We start from the raw sequence: 23,279 nt of genomic DNA, 5'->3' as shown, positions 1-23,279 counted from the left end.
ACATAACATAGAATACTACTTTTCATTTGAAAAAGCAAGTATATTCTTTTCGCTCATAAAATATTCTTGTGCTGTTTTCTTATCTTTTGCGATTTGTTCAACTAACTCATCAATACCGTTGAATTTCTTTTCTGCTCTTATACGCATATGCCACTCTACTGTAACATTTTGATCGTATATATCTTTGTTAAATTCAAATAAGTGCACTTCAATTGATAATTGACGCTCATCTTCTTTAAAAGTCGGTTTATATCCAATATTACATACACCATCGTACCATTCATCGTGAACTTTTAATCTCACTGCATAAACACCTACAGGTGGCAATAAATACTCATCACTTAAACCTACATTAGCTGTTGGAAAACCAATTTGACGCCCACGTTTGTCGCCGTGTATAACTGTTCCCGCTACAGTATAGGCTCTACCTAAAATAGATGGAATTTGCTCCATTTCGCCATTTCGAATTAACTTTCGTAATGCTGTAGAACTTACTTTCTCTTCTTGAAATTCAACTTTTTCAATCACAGTCTGTGTAAACTCCCCTCTTGCATGAAATGGTAAAGTCTCCATCTTTCCTTTTCCTAAACGTCCATATGAATAATCAAACCCCGCTACTACATGCTTTACATTTAAACCAATAATATAATCATCTACAAATTGTTGCGGTAATAACCCTGCAAATGATTCATCAAATTTAATCACATATAATATATCGATTCCTAAGCTTTCGACTATTTTTTCTTTATCGCGCATTGGTGTAATATACTCCACATGCGCATCCTTTTTCCCTAAAACAACAGATGGATGAGGATGAAATGTCATAACTGCACTTTTATATCCTCGTTCGTCCGCTATTTTTTTCGCAGTTCGAATTACACATTGATGTCCTAAATGAATGCCATCAAAAAATCCTAATGCCATTACAGTAGGTGGTAATTCTAATTTATTTTGTTCATGTGGATGAGTTAAATGAATAAGTTTCACGCTTGAATTCACCTTTTTCTGTAATAATCCTTCCAATAATTCATTATAGCTTTAGTTCTTGATTATTCACAAGTACTTTCATCGGCTTTAACATGCCAGGATGTTTCGGATGATGTTCATAAATTGCTAAGCAACGATCATTTTTATCAAACACTGTAATAAATGGTGCTGTTATTTCTAATTCATTCTTTAAGAACATACCATTCTTTATTTTCTCTGCTTGCTTTTCATCTACAACCATTTTTGGAAACTTACTTAATGCTTCATCAATTGAAATGAAGATAGACTCTACTGTTCCATTTTGCACGTTTTCTTCAATTTCTTCAAATGATATGCAATCTTCTAATAAAAATTCACCAGATGCCGTTCTTACAAGGTGAGACATATGTGATGGGAAACCAAGTTTCTCCCCGATCATTACAGCTAATGTTCTTACATATGTTCCTTTACTACACGTTACACGGAAACGGAATGAAATATTTTCACCTTCAAAAACTTCACGATCATCAAGTAATACGAATTCATGAATTGTAATTGTACGAACTGGACGTTCCACCTCTTGTCCTGCTCTTGCATATTCATATAATTTTTTCCCGTTTACTTTTACAGCCGAGAACATTGGTGGCATTTGTTCAATCGTGCCTGTTAATTCCGCAAGGGCTTTCTCTACTTCCATACGAGTAATAGTACGATCTACATTTTTCGTTTCAACAACCTCACCAGAAGCGTCTTCAGTTGTCGTCGAAAACCCTAATGTTACTTCACCTTCATATGTTTTCGTTTCACTTGTTAAAAATTGTGCAATTTTCGTTGCTCGTCCCACACAAATAGGTAATACTCCTGTTACATCTGGATCTAATGTTCCCGTATGACCAATTCTCTTTTCTCGCAATATCTTTCTTAATTTAAATACACAATCATGTGATGTCATGCCTTTTGGCTTATGTAATAATACTACACCTTCCATATATGTTCACCTCATCATAATTCTTTCGTATTAAATATCCAAAACTTATTTTGCATTGAAAAAATGGATAGACAAATGTCTATCCATTATTCTTCACGTTTACCGTCTTTATTAATTTCATGTAAAAGTGTATCAATTCGATGACCATATCCGATAGACTCATCAAACTCAAAGGTAATTTCCGGTGTTTTACGAAGACGAATACGTTGGCCAATTTCTGAACGAATAAAGCCTTTTGCCTTCGCTAAACCTTTTAAAGTATTTTCTTTCTGTTCTTCGTCACCTAAAACAGAAATATATACTTTAGCAATTTGTAAATCACCACTCACTTGTACATCTGTTACTGTAACAAATCCAATACGTGGGTCTTTAATTTTACGACTGATAATATCGCCTAATTCTTTTTTCATTTGCTCGCCCACACGGTTCGCACGTAATTTCATAACTCTTCACCTCATTCAATACCATTCCAAATGTGTTATTGTACGTTCAATTTCAGGAAATGAATCGATGTACTCAAGTACACGATTCATTTCTTTTTCACAGATAACACGATTTGAGGATACGGAAACAATTGCAATTTCTGTACGTTGCCATACATCTTGATGCCCAACTTCAGAAACAGCTACATTATAGCGCTGTTTCACACGAGTTAACACACGTTGTAAAATTGCACGTTTCTCTTTTAAAGAATGCACATCGTAAATCATACACTCGAATGAGAGTGAAGCGATAATCATCGCTTCACTTCTTCCATAATGTACGCTTCAATGATGTCCCCTTCTTTAAGATCATTATATCTCTCAATTGTAATACCACACTCATAGTTTTGTGCAACTTCTTTTACGTCGTCTTTGAAACGTTTTAACGTATCAAGTTGTCCTTCGAAAATTACTACGCCGTCACGGATAATACGTACGCCACTATCACGCGTAATTTTACCGTCTGTTACGTAACAACCTGCGATTGTTCCAACTTTTGTTACTTTAAACGTTTGACGAACTTCTGCTTGACCGATTACTTTTTCTTCGAATTCTGGATCAAGCATACCTTGCATCGCTGCTTCAATCTCTTCGATTACTTTATAAATAATACGGTGTAAACGAATATCAACGTTCTCTAATTCAGCTGTACGCTTCGCGTTCACATCTGGACGTACGTTAAATCCAATTACAATTGCATTAGATGCAGAAGCTAAAATGATATCAGATTCTGTAATCGCACCTACACCAGTGTGAATGATTTTAACTTTTACACCTTCAACATCAATTTTACGAAGTGATGCTGCCATCGCTTCAACAGAACCTTGTACGTCTGCTTTTACGATTAAGTTAATTTCTTTTACATCGCCCTCTTGGATTTGTTGGAATAAATCTTCAAGGCTTAATTTAGATTTCTCACCACGTTGTGCAACTAAAGCTTCTTGTGCACGTGATTCACCAATTTGACGAGCTTTCTTCTCATCAGCGAATGCCATGAAACGATCTCCAGCCTGTGGTACTTCGTTTAAACCAGTAATTTCAACAGGAGTTGATGGACCAGCAACTTTTACACGACGACCAATATCACTTACCATTGCACGAACACGTCCGAATGAAGTTCCAACAACGATTGGATCTCCAACTCGAAGCGTACCGTTTTGAACAAGTAATGTCGCGATAGTTCCTTTACCTTTATCAAGCTGTGCTTCGATTACTGTACCAGTTGCATAGCGGTTTGGATTTGCTTTATATTCTTCTACTTCACTTACAAGAAGGATCATTTCTAGTAAGTTGTCAATGCCTTCGCCTTGAATTGCAGAAATTGGTACGAAAATAGTATCTCCGCCCCAAGCTTCTGGAACTAATTCATATTCTGTTAGTTCTTGCATTACGCGATCAGGGTTTGCAGCTGGTTTATCCATTTTATTCACAGCAACAATAATTGGTACTCCTGCTGCCTTCGCATGGTTAATTGCTTCAACCGTTTGTGGCATAACACCGTCATCCGCTGCAACAACAAGGATTGTAATATCCGTTACTTGTGCACCACGAGCACGCATCGTTGTAAATGCTGCGTGACCAGGTGTATCTAAGAATGTAATCTTCTTATCGTTTACTTCAACTTGATATGCACCGATATGCTGAGTAATTCCACCCGCTTCGCCTGCAGTTACTTTTGAGTTACGAATAGAATCCAGTAATGTTGTTTTACCGTGGTCAACGTGTCCCATGATTGTAACTACAGCTGGACGTTCTTTTAAGTTCTCTTCATCATCTTGCTCATCAATGAATGTTTCAAACTCAGTCTCGCTCACAATTACTTCTTCTTCTACTTCAATACCGTAGTCGTTAGCAATTAACTCAATTGTATCTTTATCCAAGTCTTGGTTAATTGTTGCCATAATTCCAAGCATGAAGAGCTTCTTAATAATTTCAGATGGCTCTTTGCTTAATTTTTTAGCAAGATCTCCTACTGTAAGGCTTCCAGAGAAAGTAATTTTATCTGGTGTTTCTACAATTTGAGTTTGTTGTCTACCAGCAAAGTTCTCTTGACGTTTGTCTTCGTTCCCTTTGCCTTTTTTCTTTTTCTTATTGCTGTTCTTTTTACTGCGAACAACTTTTTCTTCTACTTCAAACTCATCTGCAACAGAAGGTTTTTCAGTTTGATATTCATTATCTAATTTATTTACTACTTCATCGTCTAACATTGTCATATGATTCGAAACCTCGATATTCATTTCTTTTAGTTTTGTCATAAGATCTTTACTTGAGATATTATGTTTTTTTGCATATTCATGCACTCGAATTTTACTCATACCTTCACCCCCGGTAATTTGTATCGAGCATGCTACGCAGCTTTTTCGCAAAGCCTTCATCTAACACAGCTACAACGACTCGCTCATCTCTCCCAATCGCATGCCCTAATTGTTGTCGATTTTCGACCTTTCTCATTGGTACGTTGTAGTACGTAGTTTTATCTGTGATGCGTTTTGTAGTATTTACTGACGCATCTTCAGATAGCAATACAAGTTTTGCTTTGCCACTTCGTACTTCTTTTAAAACGAGTTCTTCACCCGAAATAATTTTCCGAGCCCGGTTTGCTAGTCCTAAAAACGATTTCCAATCGGACACTTATTTCGACTCCTTCTCAACAAGCTCAAGAAGCTCTTCATATAAAGAACCGTCGATTTTCGCTTTTAGATGATGTTCCAAAACATTTTTCTTTTGAGCTTGAAGAATGCTCTCCTTGTCCTTCGACAAGTAAGCACCTCGTCCTGATTTTTTCCCAGTTAAATCAATGGACACTTCTCCCTCTTTGGAACGAACAATGCGAACGAGCTCTCGTTTTGATTTCATTTCTTGCGTTGCAACACATTTTCGTAACGGAACTTTTCGATTGCTCATACTCATCACCTCTATTCGATTTCGTCTTCCACTGAATCGAATCCAAATGCGATTACGCTATCTTCTTCTGTTACAATACCAAGTTGTTTCGCATCAGACTCACTCTTAATGTCAATTTTCCAGCCTGTTAATTTAGCTGCAAGACGTGCATTTTGTCCACGCTTACCGATAGCTAATGATAGCTGGTGGTCTGGAACAACTACTGTTGTCGCTTTTTCTTCTTCATCTACAAGTACTTTAACAACCTGTGATGGGCTTAATGCATTTGCAACATATTCAACTGGATCATTTGACCAGCGAACGATGTCAATTTTTTCACCTTTTAATTCGTCTACAATGCGTTGTACACGTTGCCCTTTTGGTCCTACACAAGAACCAACTGGATCAACATCAGTGTTCTCTGCATATACAGAGATCTTAGAGCGATCGCCAGCTTCACGTGCTACAGAACGAATTTCTACAGTTCCATCATAGATTTCAGGAACTTCCATTTCGAATAAACGTTTTAAAAGACCAGGATGTGTACGTGATACGTAAATTTGTGGTCCTTTTGTCGTTTTTTCTACTTTCGTAATGAATACGCGAATACGATCATGTGGTTTGTATTGCTCATTAGGCATTTGCTCACTTACAGGTAATAAAGCTTCTACTTTTCCTAAGCTTACATAGATGAAACGAGCATCTTGACGTTGTACAATACCTACCATAATATCTTCTTCACGGTCACTAAACTCAGAGTAAATAACACCGCGCTCTGCTTCACGCACTCGTTGTGTTACAACTTGTTTTGCAGTTTGTGCTGCAATACGACCAAAGTCTTTTGGTGTTACTTCAATTTCTAGTACGTCACCATCTTGATAGTTTGGATTAATTTGTCTTGCTTCCTCTACAGAAATTTCAAGACGTGGATCAAACACATTGTCTACTACGTCTTTACGTGCTAAAACTTGAATTGTTCCCACTTCTGGGTTAAAGCTCACACGAACGTTTTGTGCTTGATTAAAATTGCGCTTATAAGCAGAGATTAAAGCTGCTTCAATCGCATCAATAATAATGTCTTTGCTAATGCCTTTTTCAGATTCTAATACGAGCAAAGCATCTAATAACTCAGTGCTCATGAAGATCCCCCTTCTAACTAAAACGTAACAGCAAGTCGCGCATTTGCGACTTTATCCATCGAAATTTGGATTTCTTTTTTACGTGTTTTAATTGTTAATAATAATGTTATTGTTGTACCATCGTAAGAAAGCAGCTTTCCTTCAAACATCTTTTCACCATCAATCGGCTCATATGTTTTAATTGCCACTTGTTTTCCTACCGCTTGCTGGAAGTCTTTTTCTTTCTTTAATGGGCGTTCCGCTCCAGGAGATGATACATCCAAAAAGTAAAGATGAGGAATTGGGTCCTCTTTATCTAAAGCTTCGCTTAAACGTTCACTTACCGCACCGCATTCTTCAATGTCGACTCCCTTTTCAGAATCGATGAATACGCGTAAGAACCAGTCTTGTCCTTCTTTCACATACTCTACATCTACAAGTTCAAGATTTAACTCTTCAACGATCGGCTGCGCAAATGCTTCTACAACTTCTGTGACTTTCTTATCCATAAACAGCCTCCTTCCTGCCGTCATGTACCATTTAAAAGAAGAAGACCCCGCCAATTTAAAAACGGTCTATCTTATTCTTTCTCGTTAGCTAACAAAAGCCCCTGCTGTTCAGCAGGGATTATCTGTCTTAGTATTACCAAATTTAAGAAGTAAAACTTGTAACAAAATATGTATATACGACAGAAATCTTTTACCTATCTACGTAGATAAAACATAGACAGTAACACGAAAGAGTGGGTTTCCCCACTCTTTTCTTTACACAATATACATGACATGGTTATCTCGGTTAATAGTATATCATAGGAAATGTTGATTTGCAAAGACTTTTCCTACCTACTAGAACAGTGATAACTGGTTTTGATCCGGTAAGTCTCCTAAACAACCTTGGCTATCTAAATACTCAATAATTGTTTTCGAAACCTTACTTCGCTGTTGCAAGTCTTCTTTTGATAAGAAGTCTCCATTTTTACGTGCTTCTACAATACTTAAAGCTGCGTTTGTGCCAAGACCAGGTACTGCATTAAATGGAGGGATTAATGTATCTCCATCAATAATAAATTCTGTTGCATGTGAGCGGTATAAATCCACCTTTTGGAATGAGTATCCACGCTCACACATTTCAAGTGTCATTTCTAGTACCGTTAATAAACTCTTCTCTTTCGGCGCAGCATCGAGTCCCTTTTGAGCAATTTCATCAATTCTTGCACGTATAGATGCTGAACCTTTCGCCATTGCCTCTACATCAAAATCATCTGCACGAACTGTAAAATATGCGGCATAGAATAACAGTGCAAAATGTACTTTAAAGTATGCGATACGTACAGCCATAAGTACGTAAGCAGCCGCATGGGCTTTAGGGAACATGTATTTAATCTTCTTACATGAATCAATATACCAACCTGGTACATTATTATTTTTCATGTCTTCTTCCCATTCTTCCGGTACACCTTTACCTTTACGAACCGACTCCATGATTTTGAAGGCTAATGATGGATCTAGACCTTGATAGATTAAATATACCATGATGTCATCACGACAACCGATAACTTCGCTCAGCGTACATGTACCGTTATAAATTAACTCGTTTGCATTACCAAGCCATACGTCAGTACCATGTGATAGTCCAGAAATTTGGACTAACTCTGAGAATGTCGTCGGTTTTGTCTCTTCTAACATCTGTCTTACGAATTTTGTACCAAACTCTGGTATACCAAGTGTACCTGTTTTACAGTTAATTTGTTCTTCCGTTACCCCTAACGATTCTGGACCAGAGAAAATTTTCATTACTTCTGGATCATCCGTTGGGATTGTTTTCGGATCAATACCACTTAAATCTTGTAACATACGAATAACAGTCGGATCATCGTGTCCTAGTATATCAAGTTTCAATAAATTATCATGAATCGAGTGGAAATCAAAATGCGTTGTTCTCCATTCAGCACCAATTGAATCAGCTGGATACTGTATTGGTGAGAAATCAAAGATATCCATGTAATCTGGCACAACGATAATACCGCCTGGATGCTGTCCTGTTGTACGTTTTACACCGGTACACCCTGCTACTAAGCGATCAATCTCTGCATTTCGAATCGTTAAGTTATGATCATTTGCATAACCTTTTACATATCCGTAAGCAGTTTTTTCCGCAACTGTACCAATCGTTCCTGCACGATATACATAGTCTTCACCGAACAGTACTTTCGTATAGTTATGGGCACGTGGTTGGTATTCCCCGGAGAAGTTCAAATCGATATCGGGTACCTTATCTCCTTTAAATCCAAGGAACGTTTCGAACGGAATGTCATGTCCATCTTTTACATATGGAATATTACAAGCAGGGCATTCTTTATCTGGTAAGTCAAAACCAGAACCTACAGAACCATCATTAAAGAATTCTGATTGCTTACACTTCGGACATACATAGTGTGGTGGTAATGGGTTTACTTCTGTAATTTCCATCATCGTTGCAACAAATGATGACCCTACCGATCCACGCGAACCTACTAGATATCCGTCTACTAACGATTTTTTCACAAGCTTATGTGAAATTAAATAAATTACGGCGAATCCATGCCCAATAATACTTTTTAATTCTTTTTCTAAACGTGCTTCTACAATTTCCGGTAGCTCTTCACCATAAATGCTACGCGCCATTTTATAACTCATATCACGCGTTTCATCATCAGCACCTTCAATTTTCGGTGTGTATAGATCGTCTTTTACTGGATGCACATCACCAATTAATGACGCAATCTTTTGTGTATTTGTTACAACAACTTCTTTCGCTTTGTCTTCACCTAAGAATGAAAAACATTCTAACATTTCATCAGTTGTACGGAAATGTACTGGCGGTAATGAATGTCGATTTAACGGATTGGCTCCGCCCTGCGAACTGACTAAAATTTTACGATACATTGCATCCTCAGGGTCTAAATAATGCACGTTTCCTGTAGCAACAACTGGTTTATCTAACGTCTCACCTAGTTTTACTAAGTTAGAAATAATTGTTTTTAATTGACCTTCGTCTCGAACAAGTTCACGTTCTACTAAATGACGCAACACCTCTGGAGGCATTACTTCAATGTAATCATAGAACTGGGCAATTTCTTCTACCTCTTCAGGTGCCTTTTGCATCATTGCCTCGAACACTTCACCTTTATCACAAGCCGTTCCTACTAAAATTCCTTCACGGTATTTTTTTAATAGTGACCTCGGCACACGTGGTACACGGTAAAAGTAATTAAGGTGAGAATATGAAACAAGTTTATATAAATTTTTCAATCCAACATCTGATGTGGCAAGTAACGTCATATGACTTGGACGGCCACGCTTATACGCATCCCCTTGTCCCATGCTATCATTTAATTGATCGTGATATTCAAATCCCTTTTCAATTACGTCTTTCAACATTTTCACAAGTAAATATCCCGTCGCTTCTGTATCATAAATCGCACGGTGATGTTGTGTTAATTCAATATCAAGTTTTTTACACATCGTATTTAATCGATGATTTTTCATTTCTGGGAATAAGAATCGTGCAAGTTCTAACGTATCAATAACGGGGTTATTCGTTTTTTCTAGTCCAGCCTTTTTAAAACCTACGTTAATAAAGCCCATATCAAAGCTCGCGTTATGAGCAACAAGTGTATGGTCGCCCATCCATTCCTCAAACTTTTTAAACACTTCGTCCACTTCAGGTGCATCAGTTAACATATCATCTGTAATACCTGTCAATTCAATAATCGTCGCTGATAATGGTTGATGTGGATTTGCGAAAGATTCAAAGCGATCAATAATTTCGCCACCCTTTACTTTTACGGCAGCCAACTCAATGACTGTATCGTATACAGCTGATAAACCTGTCGTCTCAACGTCGAAAACAACATACGTTTCCTCTGCAAGTAAACGATGCGCTTCGTTATACGCTATCGGTACACCATCATTAACTAGATTTGCTTCTACACCATATATAACTTTAACTCCAGCCTTCTTCCCCGCAGAATACGCCTCTGGGAAAGACTGAGCCACGGCATGGTCTGTAACCGCAATAGCCTCATGTCCCCATTTACCAGCTTGAGCAACAAGCTTAGAAACTGGAGTGACAGCGTCCATTTGACTCATCGGAGTATGGAGATGCAGCTCTACTCGTTTTTCGCCTTCTGGTGCTTTATCTTTACGAGACGGTCCTGTTATTTCATTAATATCATTTGCAATCATTACTAAATCTCGAACGAATGTATCGTTTTGAACAGAACCACGCGCTTTCACCCACATTCCTTTTTTCAAGGATTGCAGCATTGGAATATCTTCTTTGTCACGCGAAAACATTTTGATCATAATAGAATCCGTATAATCCGTTATTTTTAAAGTTAATAACGTACGTCCACTACGAAGCTCTTTTGTTTCTACATGGAAGACATATCCTTGAACCGTTTTTCTTCTTTCTTCATCTTGAATTTCTCGCATCGGTGTAATCTCTTCATCTGGCTTAATAAGATACCCGAGTGTAATCGGTCCTTCATACACAACGCTGCTTTCTTCAGCTTGCTTCTTCGCCATTTCTTCCATAGCTTGTATAACACGCTCGCGGTCTTCTTGCTGCGTTTGTTCACGAAACTTTTGCATTTCTTCTGTATTTTGCTGTATATGTGTGTCTAACTGAAAACGCGGGAATCCAAAAACTTCGTATTGATCCCCTACTGGTTTCGCAACGTTTTTCTTTAAAGCAGTAGACTCCAGCTCGTTATTCACATTTATTAGCAACTTCACTCCATTCACCTGCGGAAGCTGCTTCTTTAAGTATGCGAACATAGGTGAAAATGTAATTCGTTCCGTACAAAGCGGCCAATACGCCCTCACTTCTTCTTCTGTAAATTGTTTATTCTCTGTTTCTAATGCAAATGTTGTTCTTGCAATATGAGAAAATGATTGCTTAAGCTTTGTTTCTAGCAATTCATATAATTCTGTAGGCAAAATACGTGGCACCTGTAAATCAAAATGCCAACTTTTATTCGCTTTATCAATAACGAGCCTTTCAATACCACCGCCTTGTAAATATTGATTTATAAGGTCGTCTGGTATTTGCAACTGCTGGAGCAAAATTTGAAATCGCTCTTGTTGTTCATTTGTTAAAGACATAAGCACTCTCCTTCCATTTGCTATTATAAATTGAAACGTACCACAAAGAAAGATTTCTCACCTCTTCTTTTACAAAATACGTTTACAAAGAAAGAGAAGGTACCCCATTACGAGGTACCTCTTCTTATTTTAAAATATTTGCAATATATGTTTGAAGTTCTTCTACGTTTACTTCTTCAGACTCACCTGTAGCACGTACTTTCACTTCTACAATACCTTCGTCTGCTTTTTTACCAACTGTAACACGAACTGGAAGACCGAATAAATCTGCATCTGCAAATTTAACACCTGCACGTTCTGCACGATCGTCTAATAACACTTCATAGCCTTGTTCTTGTAATGAGTTGTAGATATTTTCACCCATTTCACGTTGTGCATCCGATTTCATATTTACTGGAATTACATGCACATGGAACGGTGCTACAGCTTTTGGCCAAACTAAGCCGTTCTCATCGTTAAACTGCTCTGCAATTGCTGCCACTGTACGAGATACACCGATACCGTAACAACCCATAATAAGTGGTTGTGTTTTTCCGTTTTCATCTAGGAATGTTGCGTTCATTGCTTCACTATAACGAGTTCCTAATTTGAATACATGACCAACTTCAATTCCGCGTGCAAAAAGAATTGTTCCGTTTCCATCTGGAGATTGGTCTCCTTCTTGGATGAAGCGTAAATCTGTATATTGACTTACTTTAAAGTCACGTTCTGGATTTACATTTACATAATGGAATCCTTCTTCATTCGCTCCTGAACATCCGTTAACAATTGATGCTACAGCATGATCAGCAATAATTTCGATATCACCTGTTACATTAATCGGTCCTAATGAACCAACTTCACAATTTAATAATGCTTTTACTTCTTCATGAGAAGCAAGCTCAACAACTGAAGCGCCGTATACATTTTTCACTTTCACATCGTTTACTTCGTGATCACCACGAACAAGTACCACTACTAATTTCTCATCTACTTTAAACACCATAGACTTAATGCACTTGTCAGCTGCAATGTTTAAGAATGCAGATACTTCTTCAATTGCTTTTTGGTCTGGTGTTGCTACTTTTTCAAGTGCTTTTTCTGCTTCGTCACTCTTCGTATACGTAGCTACAACAGGAGCCATTTCGATGTTTGCTGCATAATCAGATGTGTCAGAGTATGCAATTGTATCTTCACCAACATCAGATAATACCATAAATTCATGTGTATCTTTTCCGCCCATTGCTCCAGAATCAGCAATAACTGCACGGAAATTCAAGCCACAGCGAGCAAAAATGTTAGAGTATGCTTTATATAAACGATTGTATACTTCATCTAAGCTCTCTTGTGTAGCATGGAAAGAGTATGCATCTTTCATTAGAAACTCTCTTCCACGTAATAAGCCGAAACGAGGTCTTTGCTCATCACGGAATTTTGTTTGAATTTGGTATAATGTTAACGGTAATTTTTTATATGATTTCACTTCATCACGCACAAGATCCGTAATTACTTCCTCATGTGTCGCTCCTAATGCGAATTCACGAGCATTACGATCTTTCATACGCATTAATTCAGATCCGTAAGAATACCAACGACCTGATTCTTGCCACAATTCCGCAGCTTGCATAGCTGGCATTAATAATTCTACAGCTCCTGCGCGCTCCATTTCTTCTCGAACGATACGTTCTACTTTGTGTAATACTTTTAATCCAAATGGTAGAAAGCTATAAATACCAGAAGCATTTTGACGCATAAAACCTGCACGAAGTAATAGCTGATGACTCTTAATTTCAGCATCAGCTGGAACTTCACGTAATGTAGGACTGAATACCATACTTTGTTTCATTTATTTGCACCTCTTCATTTTACTCTTACACGCAGTAAAACCCCTCACCTCGAGTTAGGTGAGGGATTTTATTCTACGAGCTCTATTTCATTATAAGTTTCACTTTATTTTACAAGAAAAACTTACGAATGTCATTCCAAGTTACAACTAACATAAGTAACATTAATAATGCAAAACCAATAAAGTGAACCATTCCTTCTTTTTGGCGATCAATTGGTTTCCCTCGTAACGCTTCAATTAAGAAGAAGAATAAACGGCCACCATCTAAAGCAGGAACTGGTAATAAATTAAATAAACCAAGATTAATGCTTAGAACTGCAGCTAAACTTAGTACACGCGTAAACCCATAATCTACAACTTGATCTGTTAGATTATAAATTCCTACTGGACCTGATAACTCATTAATAGAAAATTGACCAGTTACTAATTTAACAAGAGATTCAAAAATTAGTTTCGTCCATTGGTACGTTTGTTCAAATCCTGATTTAATAGAACCCATTACTGTTTTCTCTACAGGAGAATACACACCGATTCTACCAACTTCGTCTTTTCCTTCTTTATCGAGTGTTGGCGTTACTTTCACATTAAACTGTTCATTATCACGCTTTACTTGTAACGTAATTTCTTTATTTGGGTTTTCACGTACAATAGTAACAACATCTTTCCATGTACTTGTGTTTTTCCCATCAATAGCTTGAATTGTATCATTCTCTTTCAATCCAGCTTGCTGTGCTGCACTGTTATCCATCACTTTTCCGACCATTGGTTTGTCAATAGGAACCCCTTGTACAAATCCAAGAATCACAAAAATAACAAATGCTAAAATGAAGTTCATTGCAGGACCCGCAAAGATTGTTAAAGCGCGTTGCCCTAGTTTTTTCGAGCCAAATTGTCTATTATACGGAGCAATTTGAATTTCTTCCCCCGCAGTAATAATACGAGCCTTTTCATTCACTCGGAATGTTTGAAGCTCTTCCTCGTACTCTTCATAGCCCGAAATTGTTAAATTATGCTCCAAATCAGCTTGTTCGACTTCAATAACACGAACATTTGGATACTTTTCATATCCATCAAAAACTAATTTCACAACTTCGTCTTTTTCATTTAATACAAGGCCAACCTTTTTCCCAGGCTTTAACTCAACTGTGTCCGCATCCTCGCCAGCCATTCTTACATAGCCACCAAGGGGCAGTAATCGAATCGTATACACCGTTTCATTCTTTTCAAATGAGAATATTTTCGGACCAAAACCAATCGCAAACTCGCGGCATAAAATACCTGCTCTTTTTGCGAAATATAGATGCCCTAGCTCATGGAAAAATACGAGTGCACCGAAAATTAATATAAAGGCAATCGCTGTATTCAATTCCATAACCACCTTTGCTAAATTTGTTCCATCACAAACCGTCTTGTGGCCGCATCAATTTCCAAAATTTCCTCTAAGCTCGGTCGTGCAATGACATTGTGATGGTTCATTGCTTTTTCAATGAGGTCTTCCACTGTTAAGAAACCAATTCTCTTTTGTAAAAAGGCTTCAACAGCAACTTCATTCGCTGCGTTCATTACAGCTGGCATACTTCCACCTGCTTTTCCAGCTTCATACGCAAAACGTAAACAACGGAATCGTTCTTGGTCCATTTTCTCAAAATGCAACGTCCCTATTTCCCATAAGTTTAACTGTTTTGTGTCTGAAAGAGGCAATCTATCAGGATATGTAAGTGCGTATTGAATTGGTACTCGCATATCAGGTGAACCAAGCTGCGCCATTACACTACGATCTTCAAATTCAACCATAGAATGGATAATACTTTCTTTATGTAAAACAACATCGATTTGCTCATAAGGGATACCAAAAAGCCAATGTGCTTCAATTACTTCTAGTCCCTTATTCATCATTGTAGCAGAATCAATTGTAATTTTCGAACCCATTGACCAGTTTGGATGTCGAAGCGCATCTTCTACGGTCACATGATGCAATTCATCCCTCGTTTTATCACGGAAACTTCCACCAGAAGCCGTTATAATAAGACGAGAAATTCTTTTTTCATTTTCACCATTCAAGCACTGAAAAATAGCCGAATGTTCACTATCTACTGGAAGTAACGAAACATTATGTTTTCGTGCTGCTTCCATTACAAGATGTCCTGCAGTTACTAACGTTTCTTTATTTGCAATTCCAATTGTTTTTTTCGCCTCAATTGCACGAAGTGTTGGTAACAACCCTACGCTACCTACAACAGCATTTACTACAATCTCCGCATCTGGATGTAATGCTACTTCTAAAAGCCCTTCACTACCATATACAATTTTTGTATTACCAGAAACAGATTGTAATTTTAAAACATCTTCCTCTCTTTGCACAGAGACGATTTGCGGAGAAAATTCTTGAATTACCTTTACTGCGTAGTCAATATTTTTCCCTACAGAAAAAGCAACGAGACGGAATTGGTCTGGGTGCGAGCGTAATACATCTAAAGTTTGTGTACCAATTGATCCGCTTGCACCTAATAAACTAATGTTTTTCATGACTCCAACCCCTCGTTCATTTATTAATTGTATTGTAATAAGAAGTAGAGAATTGGTAAAACGAATAACCAACTATCTGTTCGGTCTAATATACCACCATGCCCAGGTAAAATTGTACCTGAATCTTTTACGCCATAATGACGTTTAAAAGCAGATTGTACTAAATCACCAATTTGTCCAAAAATAGAAATGATAATTGTCAGCACAATTAAAATTACTACATTCGATTCGACTGGGAAGAACACGTTGTAAACAAGTGCCACAATAATTCCACAAACGATGCCGCCTAATGAACCTTCAATCGTTTTATTTGGACTAATTTCTGGCCACAATTTTCTCTTGCCCAATGCTTTTCCTACGAAATATGCGCCTGAATCAGTAGCCCATATAACAAATAATGCGCAAAATACATATTTAATTCCTAATATTCTCGTTTCATTTAAATATAAGAATCCCATTGCTACATATGTCGTTGCCATCAGTAAAAATGAAGCATTATCAAAAGTAAATGTATTCTTAGAAAGGACTGTATATGATAAAAGTAATAAAACAATCACAAATGTGATTTCCAATTTACCTAATCCAATCCATGTAAACAGTTTTGATGCACTACTTGGAATTAAAAGAATCCACAATAATACTGCAGCTAAAACTGTCGGTACTGAAATAAGCGTAAGCTTATTCATACGAATTAATTCATATAAACCTATAGAAGCAAGTGCATACACTAAAACCGTAAAAGGCACGCCACCGTATATTACGATGGGAATGAATAGCGCGGCAGCAACCACTCCAGTAATAATTCTCTGTTTCACTACCAAACCCTCTCTTTCTACACGCCTCCGAATCTGCGCCCTCTATGTTGAAAGTCAGTAATCGCATTTAGCAAATGTTCTTCTTTGAAGTCTGGCCAATACACGTCTGTAAACCAAAACTCCGAATATGCAATTTGCCATAACATGAAATTACTAATACGTAGCTCTCCGCTTGTTCGGATTAACAACTCTGGATCAGGTAAAGAACTCGTCATTAAGTAGGAGGAAAGCATTTCTTCACTTACCTCTTCAGAACGAATTTTTCCTTCCTCATTATCTTTCATCATATGTTGCACAGCAGAAACGATTTCATCTCGACTTCCATAGTTTAACGCGAAATTAAGAATTAATCCCGTATTCTCTTTCGTATCTTCCATGGCTTTCTCCATCGCTCTGCGTGTATGCGTAGGAAGACGATCTTTTTGCCCTATTACTCGGACTTGTACGTTTTCTTCAATCAATTCTGGTAAAAATGTACCTAGAAATTCTTCTGGAAGCTTCATTAAATAATCAACTTCCTTTTTCGGTCTTTTCCAGTTCTCAGTTGAAAAAGCATAGAGAGTTAACACTTTCACATTAAGTTTACTTGCAAATTTTGTAATTTTCTTTACAACTTGCATACCTTCATGATGTCCCGCAATACGAGGCATTGCTCTCCTCTTTGCCCATCTTCCATTCCCATCCATAATGATGGCAATATGTTCTGGGATATATCCTTTTTTCACTTCTTCAACGAGATGATCAAACGATGTGTCCTTTTTACCTTTAAAAAAAGGAAAGTTTTTAAACATCATTCATACCCTCCAGCAAGCAGACGTATGCCTAAAAGTGTAAAAAGACCCCCTTAAGAAGAGGGTCATATTTGCGAAGTTATCGCTATTACACTTCCATGATTTCTTTTTCTTTGTTTTTTGCGATTTCGTCAACTTTTGCAATATATTTATCTGTTTCTTTTTGGATATCTTCAGTATATCCTCTTAAATCATCTTCTGTAATCTCGCCAGCTTTTTCAAGCTTCTTAAGATCATCATTTCCGTCACGACGTACGTTACGAACAGCAACTTTTGCTTCTTCAGCATATTTTTTCACAACTTTTACAAGATCACGACGACGCTCTTCTGTTAGTGCAGGAAATGCAATACGAATTACAGTTCCATCATTAGAAGGGTTTAAGCCTAAATCTGCTTTTAAAATTGCTTTTTCAATATCACCGATAGAAGTTTTATCATAAGGTTGAATTACTAGTAAACGTGCTTCTGGAACTGTAATGTTCGCTAATTGCACAACTGGTGTTGGTGCACCGTAGTAATCAACTTGTACCTTATCTAATACAGACGCGTTTGCACGGCCAGCACGAACTGTTGCTAATTCACGAGAATAAGCAGCAACTGCTTTTTCCATTTTTTCATTTGAAGACTTCAATACTTGTTGTCCCATATTTATTTCCCCCTTACCACTGTTCCGATATTTTCGCCTAAAACGGCACGTTTAATATTACCTTTTTCCATAACTGAGAATACAATTAATGGAATATCATTATCCATACATAGAGAAGAAGCTGTAGAATCCATTACACCTAAACCTTCTTTTAATACATCTAAGTAAGTAAGCGTTTCGTATTTTGTAGCTGTTGGATCAATAGATGGATCCGCATTATATACACCATCTACATTGTTTTTCGCCATTAAAATTACATCTGCTTCAATTTCTGCCGCACGTAATGCTGCTGTTGTATCTGTAGAGAAGTATGGGTTACCTGTACCTGCTGCAAAGATAACAACACGTTTTTTCTCTAAGTGACGAACTGCTTTACGACGAATGTAAGGTTCTGCAACTTGACGCATCTCAATTGAAGTTTGTACACGAGTTTGAATTCCGATATTCTCCAAGCTATCTTGAAGAGCTAATGAATTCATAACTGTCGCTAACATGCCCATGTAATCTGCCCCTGCACGATCCATGCCCATTTCACTTCCAATTTTCCCACGCCAAATGTTACCGCCACCAACAACAACAGCAACCTCTACATCAAGTTCTGCAATTTCTTTTACTTGTTCCGCAACTGACTTAATAACAGTTGGGTTAATTCCAAATCCTTGCTCTCCAGCTAAAGCTTCTCCACTTAGCTTTAAAACGACACGATTATATTTCGGTTTACTCATAATGAACCTCCAATTGCTTACATCTTTATTTTAAAAAAGGGAACACAATGTGTTCCCTAATCTGTATTAGTTACTACCTTTTACTTGGTTCATTACTTCTTCAGCAAAGTTGTCTTCGCGTTTTTCGATACCTTCACCAACAGCGTAGCGAACGAATCCTTTTAATGTTCCGCCTTTAGACTCAACGAATTGACGAACTTTCATATCAGGGTTTTTAACGAATGCTTGGTCAAGTAAGCAAATCTCTTCGAAGAATTTGCCTAGACGGCCTTCAACCATTTTCGCAACGATTTTCTCAGGCTTGCCTTCGTTTAATGCTTGTTGTGTTAATACTTGACGCTCATGCTCAACTTCTTCAGCTGTTACAGCATCGCGGTCGATGTATTTAGGGTTAACTGCAGCGATGTGCATTGCAACATCTTTAGCAGCAGCTTCATCAGTAGAACCTTCAAGAACTGTTAATACACCAATGCGTCCACCCATGTGTAGGTAAGCGCCGAATGCATCTGCATCAGTTTTTGATACGATTTCGAAACGACGAAGTGTAAGTTTTTCACCAATTTTAGCGATTGCTTCGTTGATGTGCTCTTCAACTTTTTTACCGTTTTCCATTGTTTGAGCCATAGCTTCTTCAACGTTAGCTGGTTTGTTAGTTAATAAGTGAGCAGCTAATTCTTTAATTAGTGTTTGGAAACCTTCGTTTTTCGCAACGAAATCAGTTTCAGAGTTTAATTCTAAGATTAAAGCGTCGTTACCGTTTGTTTCGATGAAAGTTAAACCTTCAGCAGCAATGCGGTCTGCTTTTTTAGCAGCTTTCGCAATACCTTTTTCACGTAAGAAGTCAATTGCCTTCTCCATGTCGCCGTTAGTTTCTGTTAAAGCTTTTTTGCAGTCCATCATACCTGCGCCAGTTTTTTCACGTAATTCTTTTACCATTTGAGCAGTGATTGCCATACTTTTCATCCTCCTAAAATATGTATTTATACCTTTTATAAAGGTGTTTATACCTTAAAAAAGGTGATAAAAGGCCGAACCCCTTATCACCTTTCCAACTTTGTTACGCAGTAACAGTTTCTTCACCTTGTTTTGCTTCAAGGATCGCGTCTGCCATTTTAGATGTAAGAAGTTTTACAGCACGAATTGCATCATCGTTTGCTGGGATAACGTGATCGATTTCGTCTGGATCACAGTTTGTATCAACGATACCGATGATTGGAATGTGTAATTTGCGTGCTTCAGCAACTGCAATACGCTCTTTACGAGGGTCTACTACGAATAATGCACTTGGAAGACCTTTCATATCTTTAATACCGCCTAAGAATTTCTCAAGACGCTCTAACTCTTTTTTAAGTTGAACAACTTCTTTCTTAGGAAGTACTTCGAAAGTACCATCTTCTTGCATTCTTTCGATGTCTTTAAGACGCTTGATACGCTTTTGGATTGTTTGGAAGTTTGTTAAAGTTCCACCTAACCAACGTTGGTTAACGAAGTACATACCAGCACGAGTTGCTTCTTCTTTAATAGCTTCTTGTGCTTGTTTTTTAGTACCTACGAATAAGATGTCTCCGCCTTCAGCAGCGATGTCGCGCATCGTTCTGTAAGCTTCCTCAACTTTTTTCACAGTTTTTTGTAAGTCGATGATGTAGATACCGTTACGCTCTGTGAAAATGTAACGCTTCATTTTTGGGTTCCAACGACGAGTTTGATGTCCGAAATGAACACCAGCTTCAAGCAATTGCTTCATAGAAATTACTGACATAATATAGTTCCTCCTAAATGGTTTTTGATATCCTCCGTTTACTTCATCTCTAAGCGAAACTACAAACGTAGCACCAACACTTAAATCAGTAAACGTGTGTACTTTGTACTGACACCACTGCTTACTATATCATACTGAAATATTACAATCAAGTCGAAAATGCGAACAATGTAAAACTTTCTTTGTTCATACTCGAATTCTAGTATTACCAACCTTCTTTTCTTTTAAGCAAAAAAGTAAATACAATTAATAGTTTTCCCAGAAAAAACGCTTATGACACTTTTCACAAGCATCTTCTATCCATTGCACAAAAAAACTCTCCTCAATTGAGGAGAGTTTTTTATAAATTAGTTTGTTTTTAATTTAGCAAGTTCTTGTAGAAACTTGTCGTTTAGCACTTTAATGTATGTTCCTTTCATACCTAAAGAGCGAGACTCAATAACACCAGCACTTTCTAATTTACGTAGTGCATTTACGATTACAGAGCGAGTAATTCCTACGCGATCAGCAATTTTACTTGCAACAAGTAAACCTTCTGTTCCATTTAATTCTTCGAAGATATGCTCAATTGCTTCTAACTCACTGTAAGATAATGAGCTGATTGCCATTTGAACAACAGCTTTACTACGCGCTTCCTCTTCGATTTCTTCTGCTTTTTCACGTAAGATTTCCATACCTACAACAGTTGAGCTGTACTCAGCAAGGATTAAATCATCATCTAAGAACTCTTGACCAAGACGAGCTAATACTAATGTACCTAGACGCTCACCGCCACCAACGATTGGTACGATTGTAGTTAAACCTTGACCGAATAATTCTCTGTTTTCTACTGGGAATGCTGTGTAAGCACTGTTCACATCTAAGTTTGAAGATGTTTCTGTAATGTTGAATAAGCTTTGTGTATATTCTTCTGGGAATTGACGTTCTGCAAGCATTTGCTTCATGCGTTCGTTTTCGATTTGTTGGTGAATTGCATAACCTAGTAATTTACCACGACGGCTAACTACGAATACGTTTGCTTCGATTACTTCACACATTGTGTCAGACATTTCTCTAAAGTTTACAGGCTTCCCTGCTGCGCTCTGTAATAACGCATTTAATTTTCTCGTTTTTGCTAATAATTCCATTTCAAAAGTTCCTCCTACATGTTACTCACATATTTTTTCATCACTTGGAAACTAGGGCGAGTCACCTGATGACACTATTACAAAATAAACTGGCTCACATCTTTATTTTTAGCAATTGTTGCTAATTTCTCCTCAACGTATTGAGGTGTTATCGTTATTTTCTCTAACGTAATTTCAGATGCTTCAAACGATAAATCTTCAAGGAGCTTCTCCATAATCGTATGAAGTCTTCTTGCTCCAATATTATCTGTATCCTGATTAACTTGATAAGCAATCTCAGCAATCTTACGAATAGCTTCGTCTGAAAATTCAATTTCTATACCTTCAGTCGCTAATAATGCCATATATTGTTTAATTAACGCATTGTCAGGCTCGATTAATATTTTAACAAAATCGTCTGTCGATAATTTTGTTAATTCTACTCGAATCGGAAATCTCCCTTGCAATTCCGGAATTAAATCCGACGGTTTAGACATATGGAACGCTCCAGCTGCAACGAATAAAATATAATCCGTTTTTACTGATCCGTATTTTGTCGCAACATTCGACCCTTCTACAATTGGCAGAATGTCACGTTGCACACCTTCACGTGATACATCTACGCTATTCGACTGCTTACCAGCAATTTTGTCAATTTCATCGATAAAAATAATCCCGAGCTGTTCAGCACGATAAACAGCCTCTTGTGTAACTTCATCCATATCAATTAAGCGCTGTGCCTCTTCATTTGTCAAGAGTTTTCTTGCTTCTTTTACAGAAAGTTTACGTTTTTTCGTTTTTTTCGGCATAAAACTTCCTAGCGCATCTTGGAAATTCATTCCCATTTGTTCCATGCCAGTTCCTTGTAACATATCAAACATGGAAGACTGTTGTTCAGTCACTTCAATCGATACAATTTCTTCTTCAAGAAGCCCTGCAGCAAGCTTTCTCTCCACATCTTGACGTTTCTTTTCGATTTCAACATCTTCTTGCGTATCAGACGTTTGATTCGAATTTTGAGCGCCTCCAAAAAGCATCTCTAATGGATTTTTGAATCCAGATTGCTTCTCCGGACTCGGCACTAAAATTTCAACAAGACGTTGATTCGCTTGCTCTTCTGCTTTATCTTGAACTTTCACTACCATTTCTTCTTTTACGATACGAACCGATGTTTCCACCAAGTCACGTACCATCGACTCTACATCTCTACCCACATATCCAACTTCTGTGAATTTTGTAGCCTCAACCTTAATAAAAGGTGCTCCAACGAGTTTCGCCATTCGTCGTGCTACCTCTGTTTTCCCAACACCTGTCGGTCCAATCATTAAAATATTTTTAGGTGCAATTTCGTCACGTAAATTTTCAGCTAATTTACTGCGGCGATATCGATTTCTCAACGCTACAGCAACCGCTTTCTTTGCGTCTTTTTGACCGATGATGTATTGATCTAATTTTTCCACAATTTGGCGCGGAGTAAAATGTAAATGCATATAAAATGCCTC

The 23,279-nt window shown here is 37.6% G+C and carries 21 protein-coding genes; all 21 read right to left on the bottom strand.

Annotated features, from left to right (window positions below; translation table 11 throughout):
- Nucleotides 1-15: 15 nt before the first annotated feature.
- The gene (ribF, locus tag ACZDYH_RS04370) at nucleotides 16-987 is read right to left on the bottom strand and encodes a bifunctional riboflavin kinase/FAD synthetase (protein ID WP_000766706.1); all 972 of its coding nucleotides are present in this window, start codon (nucleotides 985-987) and stop codon (nucleotides 16-18) included.
- Nucleotides 988-1,030: 43 nt separating this feature from the next.
- Nucleotides 1,031-1,954: a tRNA pseudouridine(55) synthase TruB gene (gene truB / locus ACZDYH_RS04365; protein ID WP_000399350.1), complete on the bottom strand. Its 924-nt coding sequence runs from the start codon at nucleotides 1,952-1,954 to the stop codon at nucleotides 1,031-1,033.
- Nucleotides 1,955-2,040: 86 nt separating this feature from the next.
- Nucleotides 2,041-2,397 (bottom strand): 30S ribosome-binding factor RbfA, encoded by a 357-nt coding sequence (gene rbfA / locus ACZDYH_RS04360; RefSeq protein WP_000776437.1) that lies wholly within the window; start codon nucleotides 2,395-2,397, stop codon nucleotides 2,041-2,043.
- A 15-nt stretch (nucleotides 2,398-2,412) separates the two neighbouring features.
- A complete protein-coding gene (locus ACZDYH_RS04355; protein ID WP_000582363.1) occupies nucleotides 2,413-2,694 on the bottom strand; it encodes a DUF503 domain-containing protein in 282 nt (93 codons plus the stop codon).
- The gene (infB, locus tag ACZDYH_RS04350; protein WP_000036343.1) at nucleotides 2,691-4,751 is read right to left on the bottom strand and encodes a translation initiation factor IF-2; all 2,061 of its coding nucleotides are present in this window, start codon (nucleotides 4,749-4,751) and stop codon (nucleotides 2,691-2,693) included. Before infB ends, ACZDYH_RS04355 begins: the two co-directional genes overlap by 4 nt.
- 4 nt (nucleotides 4,752-4,755) lie before the next feature.
- A complete protein-coding gene (locus ACZDYH_RS04345; RefSeq protein ID WP_001286523.1) occupies nucleotides 4,756-5,067 on the bottom strand; it encodes a YlxQ family RNA-binding protein in 312 nt (103 codons plus the stop codon).
- Nucleotides 5,068-5,340, bottom strand: coding sequence for an RNase P modulator RnpM (gene rnpM / locus ACZDYH_RS04340; RefSeq protein WP_000071127.1), 273 nt, complete (start codon nucleotides 5,338-5,340; stop codon nucleotides 5,068-5,070).
- Nucleotides 5,341-5,351: 11 nt separating this feature from the next.
- Nucleotides 5,352-6,458, bottom strand: a complete 1,107-nt coding sequence (nusA, locus tag ACZDYH_RS04335) for a transcription termination factor NusA (RefSeq protein WP_000102604.1) — start codon at nucleotides 6,456-6,458, stop codon at nucleotides 5,352-5,354.
- A gap of 17 nt (nucleotides 6,459-6,475) precedes the next feature.
- On the bottom strand, nucleotides 6,476-6,946 hold the full coding sequence (gene rimP / locus ACZDYH_RS04330; protein WP_000359096.1) for a ribosome maturation factor RimP: 471 nt from the start codon (nucleotides 6,944-6,946) through the stop codon (nucleotides 6,476-6,478).
- A gap of 336 nt (nucleotides 6,947-7,282) precedes the next feature.
- Nucleotides 7,283-11,584: a PolC-type DNA polymerase III gene (locus tag ACZDYH_RS04325; RefSeq protein ID WP_000060005.1), complete on the bottom strand. Its 4,302-nt coding sequence runs from the start codon at nucleotides 11,582-11,584 to the stop codon at nucleotides 7,283-7,285.
- A gap of 124 nt (nucleotides 11,585-11,708) precedes the next feature.
- Nucleotides 11,709-13,409: a proline--tRNA ligase gene (locus ACZDYH_RS04320; protein WP_102955949.1), complete on the bottom strand. Its 1,701-nt coding sequence runs from the start codon at nucleotides 13,407-13,409 to the stop codon at nucleotides 11,709-11,711.
- Between the two features lie 109 nt (nucleotides 13,410-13,518).
- The gene (rseP, locus tag ACZDYH_RS04315; RefSeq protein ID WP_001090243.1) at nucleotides 13,519-14,775 is read right to left on the bottom strand and encodes an RIP metalloprotease RseP; all 1,257 of its coding nucleotides are present in this window, start codon (nucleotides 14,773-14,775) and stop codon (nucleotides 13,519-13,521) included.
- A 17-nt stretch (nucleotides 14,776-14,792) separates the two neighbouring features.
- Nucleotides 14,793-15,935 (bottom strand): 1-deoxy-D-xylulose-5-phosphate reductoisomerase, encoded by a 1,143-nt coding sequence (gene dxr, locus ACZDYH_RS04310; protein WP_000790373.1) that lies wholly within the window; start codon nucleotides 15,933-15,935, stop codon nucleotides 14,793-14,795.
- 23 nt (nucleotides 15,936-15,958) lie between these two features.
- Complete coding sequence (cdsA, locus tag ACZDYH_RS04305) at nucleotides 15,959-16,750, bottom strand: phosphatidate cytidylyltransferase (RefSeq protein ID WP_000813594.1); 792 nt, start codon at nucleotides 16,748-16,750, stop codon at nucleotides 15,959-15,961.
- Between the two features lie 17 nt (nucleotides 16,751-16,767).
- Nucleotides 16,768-17,544 (bottom strand): isoprenyl transferase, encoded by a 777-nt coding sequence (gene uppS, locus ACZDYH_RS04300; protein ID WP_000971296.1) that lies wholly within the window; start codon nucleotides 17,542-17,544, stop codon nucleotides 16,768-16,770.
- 85 nt (nucleotides 17,545-17,629) lie between these two features.
- Nucleotides 17,630-18,187, bottom strand: a complete 558-nt coding sequence (gene frr, locus ACZDYH_RS04295) for a ribosome recycling factor (protein ID WP_000531501.1) — start codon at nucleotides 18,185-18,187, stop codon at nucleotides 17,630-17,632.
- 2 nt (nucleotides 18,188-18,189) lie between these two features.
- Entirely contained in the window at nucleotides 18,190-18,912 is a 723-nt protein-coding gene (gene pyrH / locus ACZDYH_RS04290; RefSeq protein ID WP_000042668.1) for a UMP kinase, read from the bottom strand.
- Nucleotides 18,913-18,978: 66 nt separating this feature from the next.
- Complete coding sequence (gene tsf / locus ACZDYH_RS04285; RefSeq protein ID WP_001018578.1) at nucleotides 18,979-19,866, bottom strand: translation elongation factor Ts; 888 nt, start codon at nucleotides 19,864-19,866, stop codon at nucleotides 18,979-18,981.
- A 103-nt stretch (nucleotides 19,867-19,969) separates the two neighbouring features.
- Nucleotides 19,970-20,671 carry a 30S ribosomal protein S2 gene (gene rpsB / locus ACZDYH_RS04280; protein WP_000111485.1) on the bottom strand — a complete coding sequence of 234 codons (702 nt, stop codon included), beginning with the start codon at nucleotides 20,669-20,671 and terminating at the stop codon, nucleotides 19,970-19,972.
- Between the two features lie 347 nt (nucleotides 20,672-21,018).
- Complete coding sequence (gene codY / locus ACZDYH_RS04275) at nucleotides 21,019-21,798, bottom strand: GTP-sensing pleiotropic transcriptional regulator CodY (protein ID WP_000421290.1); 780 nt, start codon at nucleotides 21,796-21,798, stop codon at nucleotides 21,019-21,021.
- A gap of 77 nt (nucleotides 21,799-21,875) precedes the next feature.
- The gene (gene hslU, locus ACZDYH_RS04270; RefSeq protein ID WP_000550078.1) at nucleotides 21,876-23,267 is read right to left on the bottom strand and encodes an ATP-dependent protease ATPase subunit HslU; all 1,392 of its coding nucleotides are present in this window, start codon (nucleotides 23,265-23,267) and stop codon (nucleotides 21,876-21,878) included.
- Nucleotides 23,268-23,279: the final 12 nt, after the last annotated feature.

This window comes from Bacillus sp. EB V-12 (genome assembly GCF_056158125.1).
The sequence above is the reverse complement of the archived record's forward strand: the minus strand, read 5'-3'. Positions and strand labels throughout refer to the sequence as shown.

Excerpts from the sequence above, each read along its gene's own strand:
- truB (WP_000399350.1), bottom strand. The coding sequence starts at position 1,954 with ATGGAAGGTGTAGTATTATTACATAAGCCAAAAGGCATGACATCACAT.
- infB (WP_000036343.1), bottom strand. The coding sequence starts at position 4,751 with ATGAGTAAAATTCGAGTGCATGAATATGCAAAAAAACATAATATCTCA.
- rimP (WP_000359096.1), bottom strand. The coding sequence starts at position 6,946 with ATGGATAAGAAAGTCACAGAAGTTGTAGAAGCATTTGCGCAGCCGATC.
- ACZDYH_RS04325 (WP_000060005.1), bottom strand. The coding sequence starts at position 11,584 with ATGTCTTTAACAAATGAACAACAAGAGCGATTTCAAATTTTGCTCCAG.
- uppS (WP_000971296.1), bottom strand. The coding sequence starts at position 17,544 with ATGATGTTTAAAAACTTTCCTTTTTTTAAAGGTAAAAAGGACACATCG.
- frr (WP_000531501.1), bottom strand. The coding sequence starts at position 18,187 with ATGGGACAACAAGTATTGAAGTCTTCAAATGAAAAAATGGAAAAAGCA.
- rpsB (WP_000111485.1), bottom strand. The coding sequence starts at position 20,671 with ATGTCAGTAATTTCTATGAAGCAATTGCTTGAAGCTGGTGTTCATTTC.
- rbfA (WP_000776437.1), bottom strand. The coding sequence starts at position 2,397 with ATGAAATTACGTGCGAACCGTGTGGGCGAGCAAATGAAAAAAGAATTA.
- codY (WP_000421290.1), bottom strand. The coding sequence starts at position 21,798 with ATGGAATTATTAGCAAAAACGAGAAAATTAAATGCGTTATTACAGAGC.
- hslU (WP_000550078.1), bottom strand. The coding sequence starts at position 23,267 with ATGCATTTACATTTTACTCCGCGCCAAATTGTGGAAAAATTAGATCAA.
- rnpM (WP_000071127.1), bottom strand. The coding sequence starts at position 5,340 with ATGAGCAATCGAAAAGTTCCGTTACGAAAATGTGTTGCAACGCAAGAA.
- pyrH (WP_000042668.1), bottom strand. The coding sequence starts at position 18,912 with ATGAGTAAACCGAAATATAATCGTGTCGTTTTAAAGCTAAGTGGAGAA.
- tsf (WP_001018578.1), bottom strand. The coding sequence starts at position 19,866 with ATGGCAATCACTGCTCAAATGGTAAAAGAATTACGTGAAAAAACTGGC.
- nusA (WP_000102604.1), bottom strand. The coding sequence starts at position 6,458 with ATGAGCACTGAGTTATTAGATGCTTTGCTCGTATTAGAATCTGAAAAA.
- ACZDYH_RS04320 (WP_102955949.1), bottom strand. The coding sequence starts at position 13,409 with ATGAAACAAAGTATGGTATTCAGTCCTACATTACGTGAAGTTCCAGCT.
- ACZDYH_RS04355 (WP_000582363.1), bottom strand. The coding sequence starts at position 2,694 with ATGATTATCGCTTCACTCTCATTCGAGTGTATGATTTACGATGTGCAT.
- dxr (WP_000790373.1), bottom strand. The coding sequence starts at position 15,935 with ATGAAAAACATTAGTTTATTAGGTGCAAGCGGATCAATTGGTACACAA.